6 protein-coding genes are annotated in these 5,492 nt (G+C 51.4%); all 6 read left to right on the forward strand.

Annotated elements, in window-relative coordinates; all coding sequences use genetic code 11:
* Window positions 1-28: 28 nt before the first annotated feature.
* Window positions 29-2,362, forward strand: a complete 2,334-nt coding sequence (xdhB, locus tag ACLR2L_RS18560) for a xanthine dehydrogenase molybdopterin binding subunit (RefSeq protein ID WP_413370313.1) — start codon at window positions 29-31, stop codon at window positions 2,360-2,362.
* Window positions 2,355-3,227: a xanthine dehydrogenase accessory protein XdhC gene (gene xdhC, locus ACLR2L_RS18565; protein WP_413370315.1), complete on the forward strand. Its 873-nt coding sequence runs from the start codon at window positions 2,355-2,357 to the stop codon at window positions 3,225-3,227. The genes xdhB and xdhC overlap by 8 nt, the downstream gene beginning before the upstream one ends.
* Window positions 3,217-3,738, forward strand: coding sequence for a 2-oxo-4-hydroxy-4-carboxy-5-ureidoimidazoline decarboxylase (uraD, locus tag ACLR2L_RS18570; protein ID WP_140960318.1), 522 nt, complete (start codon window positions 3,217-3,219; stop codon window positions 3,736-3,738). Before xdhC ends, uraD begins: the two co-directional genes overlap by 11 nt.
* Window positions 3,739-3,766: 28 nt before the next feature.
* Window positions 3,767-4,090 carry a hydroxyisourate hydrolase gene (gene uraH / locus ACLR2L_RS18575; protein WP_413370317.1) on the forward strand — a complete coding sequence of 108 codons (324 nt, stop codon included), beginning with the start codon at window positions 3,767-3,769 and terminating at the stop codon, window positions 4,088-4,090.
* Complete coding sequence (gene guaD / locus ACLR2L_RS18580; protein ID WP_413370318.1) at window positions 4,090-5,406, forward strand: guanine deaminase; 1,317 nt, start codon at window positions 4,090-4,092, stop codon at window positions 5,404-5,406. Before uraH ends, guaD begins: the two co-directional genes overlap by 1 nt.
* Window positions 5,393-5,492, forward strand: a 100-nt coding sequence (locus ACLR2L_RS18585; RefSeq protein WP_413370320.1) for a urate hydroxylase PuuD, incomplete at its 3' end; no start/stop codon positions are given. The genes guaD and ACLR2L_RS18585, both read left to right, overlap by 14 nt.

Consider the following 5,492-nt stretch of genomic DNA (forward strand, 5'->3'; position numbering starts at 1 on the left):
CTGCTAGTTTCCACACGGGTTCCACATTATGCGTAAACTAATAGACCAACCACAACATCAAACCAGTGACTCACCCCTGCTGAAGTCTTCAAAACATGAAAGCGCGGTACGTCAGGTGGCGGGTAATGCCCGCTATGTCGATGATATTCCGGTGCCAGCCAATATCGCCTATGCCTGCGTAGGTATTACTCAGGTAGCAAGCGGCACATTATCGGCATTGGATTTAACAGCGGTTAAACACGCTCCCGGTGTGATTGATGTCATTACGATTGATGACATTCCAGGTCACACAGATATCGGACCGGTGTTTGAAGGCGATCCAATTCTGCTGGACGGCGAGATTAAATTCCATGGCCAACCGGTATTCGCGGTACTGGCCGGTACTGAAGAGCAGGCCCGCTACGCAGCAACACTGGCCACCATGGACATCGCTCCAGCCAGCGCAATCCTGACGGTTGATCAGGCTCTGGCCGCCAACAGCACAGTTCGACCGCCCCATGCGTTTGGTCAGGGCGACGCAGGTGCTGCGCTCGAACAAGCGCAGATGACTGCACAAGGGCATCTCAGTATAGGGGGACAGGAGCATTTGTATCTGGAGGGTCAGGTTAGCCTGGCGTTGCCGGAAGAAGAAGATCGCGTGATGATTTATACCTCCAGTCAGCACCCCAGTGAAGTGCAAAAACTGGTTGCAGAAGTACTAGGGGTAAAACTACACAAAGTCACGGTAGACATGCGCCGAATGGGCGGCGGTTTTGGCGGTAAAGAGTCACAAGCTGCCCAATGGGCATGTTTGGCGGCAGTGTTTGCAATGCGTCAGCGCCGCGCTGTAAAAATGCGGCTACCGCGTGCACTGGATATGCAGGTTACCGGCAAGCGTCATCCGTTTGAAAACAGCTATAACATTGGTTTTGATAGCGAAGGTAACATGCTGGGGGCAGAGATTACCGTAAATGGCAACTGCGGAAATTCACCAGATTTGTCTGACGCTATAGTCGATCGCGCTATGTTTCATGTAGACAATGCCTATCAATTGGGTGCTACGGCGATCACTGGTAACCGATTGAAGACGCACATGGTATCGCACACCGCGTTTCGCGGATTCGGCGGGCCCCAGGGCATGATCATGGCCGAATTAATGATGGATGTAATCGCGCGTCGCACCGGGTTAGATCCGTTAACCGTGCGTATGCAAAACCTCTACAGCGAAGCAAAGGGCCTTACCACCCCGTATGGCATGACGCTGGAACAAAACATTCTCCCTGAGTTGATTTCACAATTGGCAAACAGCAGTCAGTACTGGCAGCGCAGAGAAGAGGTCATTGCATTTAACCGCCACAGTCCTATTATCAAAAAAGGGCTGGCTCTCACGCCGGTAAAATTTGGTATTTCGTTTACTGCCAAACACCTGAATCAAGCCGGTGCGCTCATTCACCTGTACACCGACGGGAGTATTCAGGTAAATCACGGCGGCACCGAAATGGGTCAGGGTTTACATACCAAAATTGGCCAGATCGTAGCCCATGAATTTGGGGTTGAACTGGACAATATTGAAGTCACCGCCACACGCACCGACAAAGTGCCCAATACCTCGCCCACTGCCGCTTCCAGTGGTACCGATTTAAATGGTAAAGCCGCACAAAATGCCTGCTTAACCTTAAAGGCGCGATTGGCGGCGTTATTTGCTGATACCTATCAGGTTTCAGCCGATGCGGTGACGTTCGCCAACGGTTATGTTAGTGCAGGCGAACACGCTGTTGCATTTGCAGACGTGATTCAGCAAGCTTACATGGCGCGAATTTCGCTGTCGGCAACCGGTTATTACCGCACACCGAAAATTTTTTACGACAGAGAAAAAGGCAGTGGCCGCCCGTTCTTCTATTTTGCCAACGGTGCAGCGGTATCTGAAGTAAGTGTAGACACCCTGACCGGCGAATACACGGTAGACGCAGTAGACATCCTCCACGACGTAGGTACCAGCCTCAATCCAGCTATCGACAGAGGCCAGATTGAGGGAGGCTTTATTCAGGGTATGGGCTGGGTGACCACTGAAGACTTGCGCTGGGATAACAACGGCAAGCTCATCAGTAACAATCTGGCCACCTATAAAATTCCCGCAGTGGGCGATACGCCTGCTCACTTCAACGTGGCCCTGTTTGACCGCCCGAATAATGAAGACAGTATCTATCATTCCAAAGCAGTGGGTGAACCCCCTTTTATGCTGGCGATCTCAGTGTGGTGCGCCATTAAAGATGCGGTAGCCAGCCTGGCAGATTACCAACAGGACCCCGATATTGCAGTCCCCGCCACACCGGAGCGTGTGCTCGAGGCCATTACAGCTCTCACGGAGAACCAGGATGCATAAGCCAGAATACCTCCTGCCAACCCCAAACTGGCAGATTCAGCGCTGGTATGAAGCCGTGAATCACTTCGAAAGTGCGGCCGAACCTTATGCACTGATCACAGTACTCACCACAGCGGGTTCAACCCCTCGCGATCAGGGCACTAAAATGGTGGTTACCCCCGACCGCCAGTATGACACCATCGGCGGTGGACACCTTGAATTTAAAGCCATTGAGTTAGCGCGTAAAGCACTGGTAGACGCCACACAGCAACGTAGAAACCAGCAAACTCTGCATTCATTTCCCCTTGCCAGCACCCTTGGCCAATGTTGTGGTGGTGCGGTAAAACTACTCATTGAAACCCATGTGAGTCATCAACAGGTGATTGCTCTGTTTGGGGCGGGCCATGTGGCGCAGGCGCTGGTACCAATTCTGGCCCAGTTACCCGTGCAAATTCGTTGGATTGATAATCGCGAAGCCCTTACCCCTAAGCAAATGCTACCGTCGAACACAACGTTTACACTGGACGATACCCCCGCGGGTGAAATCGCCCTGCTTCCCACTGATAGCTGGGTAATTATCATGACCCACGATCACCAGCTCGACTTTGAACTGGCTGAGAAAGCACTGAAACGACAGGATTTGCCTTATGTAGGCATGATAGGCTCCGACACCAAAGCCAGACGCTTTCAACAGCGGTTGCTGGCTAAAGGCGTTGCGCAATCCAGACTTGATGACTTTATTACTCCAATAGGCGAACTGTCAGTACCCGGCAAATTGCCCATTGAAGTTGCGGTATCGGTAAGTGCGCAAATTATTCAACGCCTGCACAAACGCGACACACTGTCGCAAGCACACCACGCACAACAGGAAACGTATGACGCTTGAACAACTGAATTCATTGCCGGCGCAGGACGCTTACCAGTGGTTTGAAACCACCTGCAGCGCGTCAAACTGGTGTAAAAAAATGGCTGAGCAGCGCCCCTATAGCAGTATAAATGCGCTGAAAGACACGGCCAAAACACTGTGGGCAACAATGGAAAAAGCCGACTATCTGGAAGCGTTTGAAGGCCATCCGATGATCGGCGACGTAAACAGCTTGCGGGCAAAATATGCCAATACCCAGGCAACAGCCGCGTCGGAACAACAAGGCACGCAGCAAGCCAGTGAAGCAACCCTGCAGCAGTTGCACGAACTGAATCACGCCTATAAACACAAGCACGGCTTTATTTTTATTATTTGTGCAACGGGGTTAAGTGCAGAGACGATGCTCAATGCACTGAAAGCCAGATTACCTAACGACACCCAAACCGAGTTAGATAACGCTGCCGCGCAACAAATTAATATTACATTACTGCGTATCGACAAGGGTCTTACCCCATCGAACCAAGCAGGATAACCAAAAGGATTGCCAATAGGAAACCATCATGATCAGCTTATCCAGTCACGTATTAGACACCACATCCGGTAAGCCGGTTTCCGGTTTACCGGTTACGCTTACCTGCCCCAATGGCGCACAGGTAACCGTTGAAACCAACGCCGATGGCCGCTGTAAAGAATGGCCGGGCATTGCCTTTGAGGACGGCACCTATCAACTGCGCTTTCATTGTGAGCGCTACCTCATCAATACACATGGCGCGTCTTTCTACCCCTTTGTGGATATACATTTTTCAATGACGTCTTCAGGCAAGCACTACCATGTACCCTTGTTAATTTCGCCCTTTGGCTTTAGCAGTTACCGGGGTAGCTAGTGTCTCAAAAGCAACTCATTCGCGGCGCCGTTCATCATTTTCCGGTGGCCACTACACAGTATCACGCTGACATCGAACAGTTTCGCGACGGTGCGCTGTTAATCGAGGGCGGCAACATTGCGGGTGTCGGGCACTATGATGCCTTACGCGCATTACATCCGGATGTGCCGGTAACAGATTACCGGGATTGTTTGATATTGCCGGGTTTTATTGATACACACCTGCACTTTCCGCAAACCGAAATCATTGCCAAATATGGTGAACAATTACTTACCTGGCTGGATAATTACACCTTTCCGGCTGAGCGCCAGTTCAGTGATTGCGACTTCGCCACAAAAATGGCAGAGGTGTTTTTAACCGAATGCCTGAAGAACGGTACAACAACGGGTATGGTCTACACCAGTGTGCACAAGGCATCGGCGGAAGCGTTATTTCACGCCGCAAGCCAGCGCAATATGCTAACCATCGCCGGAAAAGTTTGCATGGACAGGCACTGTCCACCCTGGTTGCAGGATACCGCCGCATCGGCGCAGGCTGACAGTGCCGCGTTGATTAATGACTGGCACGGCAAAGGCCGCAATTATTATGCGCTTACTCCGCGCTTTGCCCCCACCAGCTCGCCCGAACAAATGGCAGCGCTGGGAGAACTGGCACAGCAGTACAAAGATGTGTTTATTCAAACTCACTTGTCGGAAAATCACGATGAAATTGCCTGGGTGAAGACCCTGTATCCCGATTGTGAAGACTATCTGGCGGTATACGAGAAATACCACATGGTGCGCCAGCGCGCGGTATACGGCCACTGTATTCACTTGTCTGACAGTGAATGGCAGCGCATGGGTGCGCAAGGCGCGATTGCCGCTTTTTGCCCTACATCAAATCTATTTCTTGGCAGTGGATTGTTTGATATGGCCAAAGCAAATCAGTATAACGTGCCGGTTACACTGGCTACCGATGTAGGCGGCGGCACCAGCTTTAATATGCTGAAAACCCTTGGCGAAGCCTACAAAATTTGTCAGTTGCAACAATACAAATTGTCGGCACTGGAAGGCTTATACAAACTCACTCAGGGCGCGGCGGTGAGCCTGGGCCTGAGCGATAAAATAGGTAACTTTAACACCGGCAGCGATGCCGACTTTGTGGTACTAAACCCGCGATTCGATACCCTTACTGCACTGCGCGTCAGCGATCCTACTCAGGCAGAGGATGCCTTATTTGCACTCACCATGCTGGGAGACGATCGCGCCACTGTGGCCACCTGGGTGGCAGGAAAACCCGTTTATCAACAACAGGAGTGTACGCATGCCATGGCTTGATTGGCTGTCTTTATTTGTTCGCTGGTTCCATGTGATTGCCGGGGTAGCCTGGATAGGTGCGTCATTTTATTTTATCTGGCTCGACA

The sequence above is a fragment of the Alteromonas sp. AMM-1 genome (genome assembly GCF_047290655.1).
Classification (GTDB): Bacteria; Pseudomonadota; Gammaproteobacteria; order Enterobacterales; family Alteromonadaceae; genus Alteromonas; species Alteromonas mangrovi.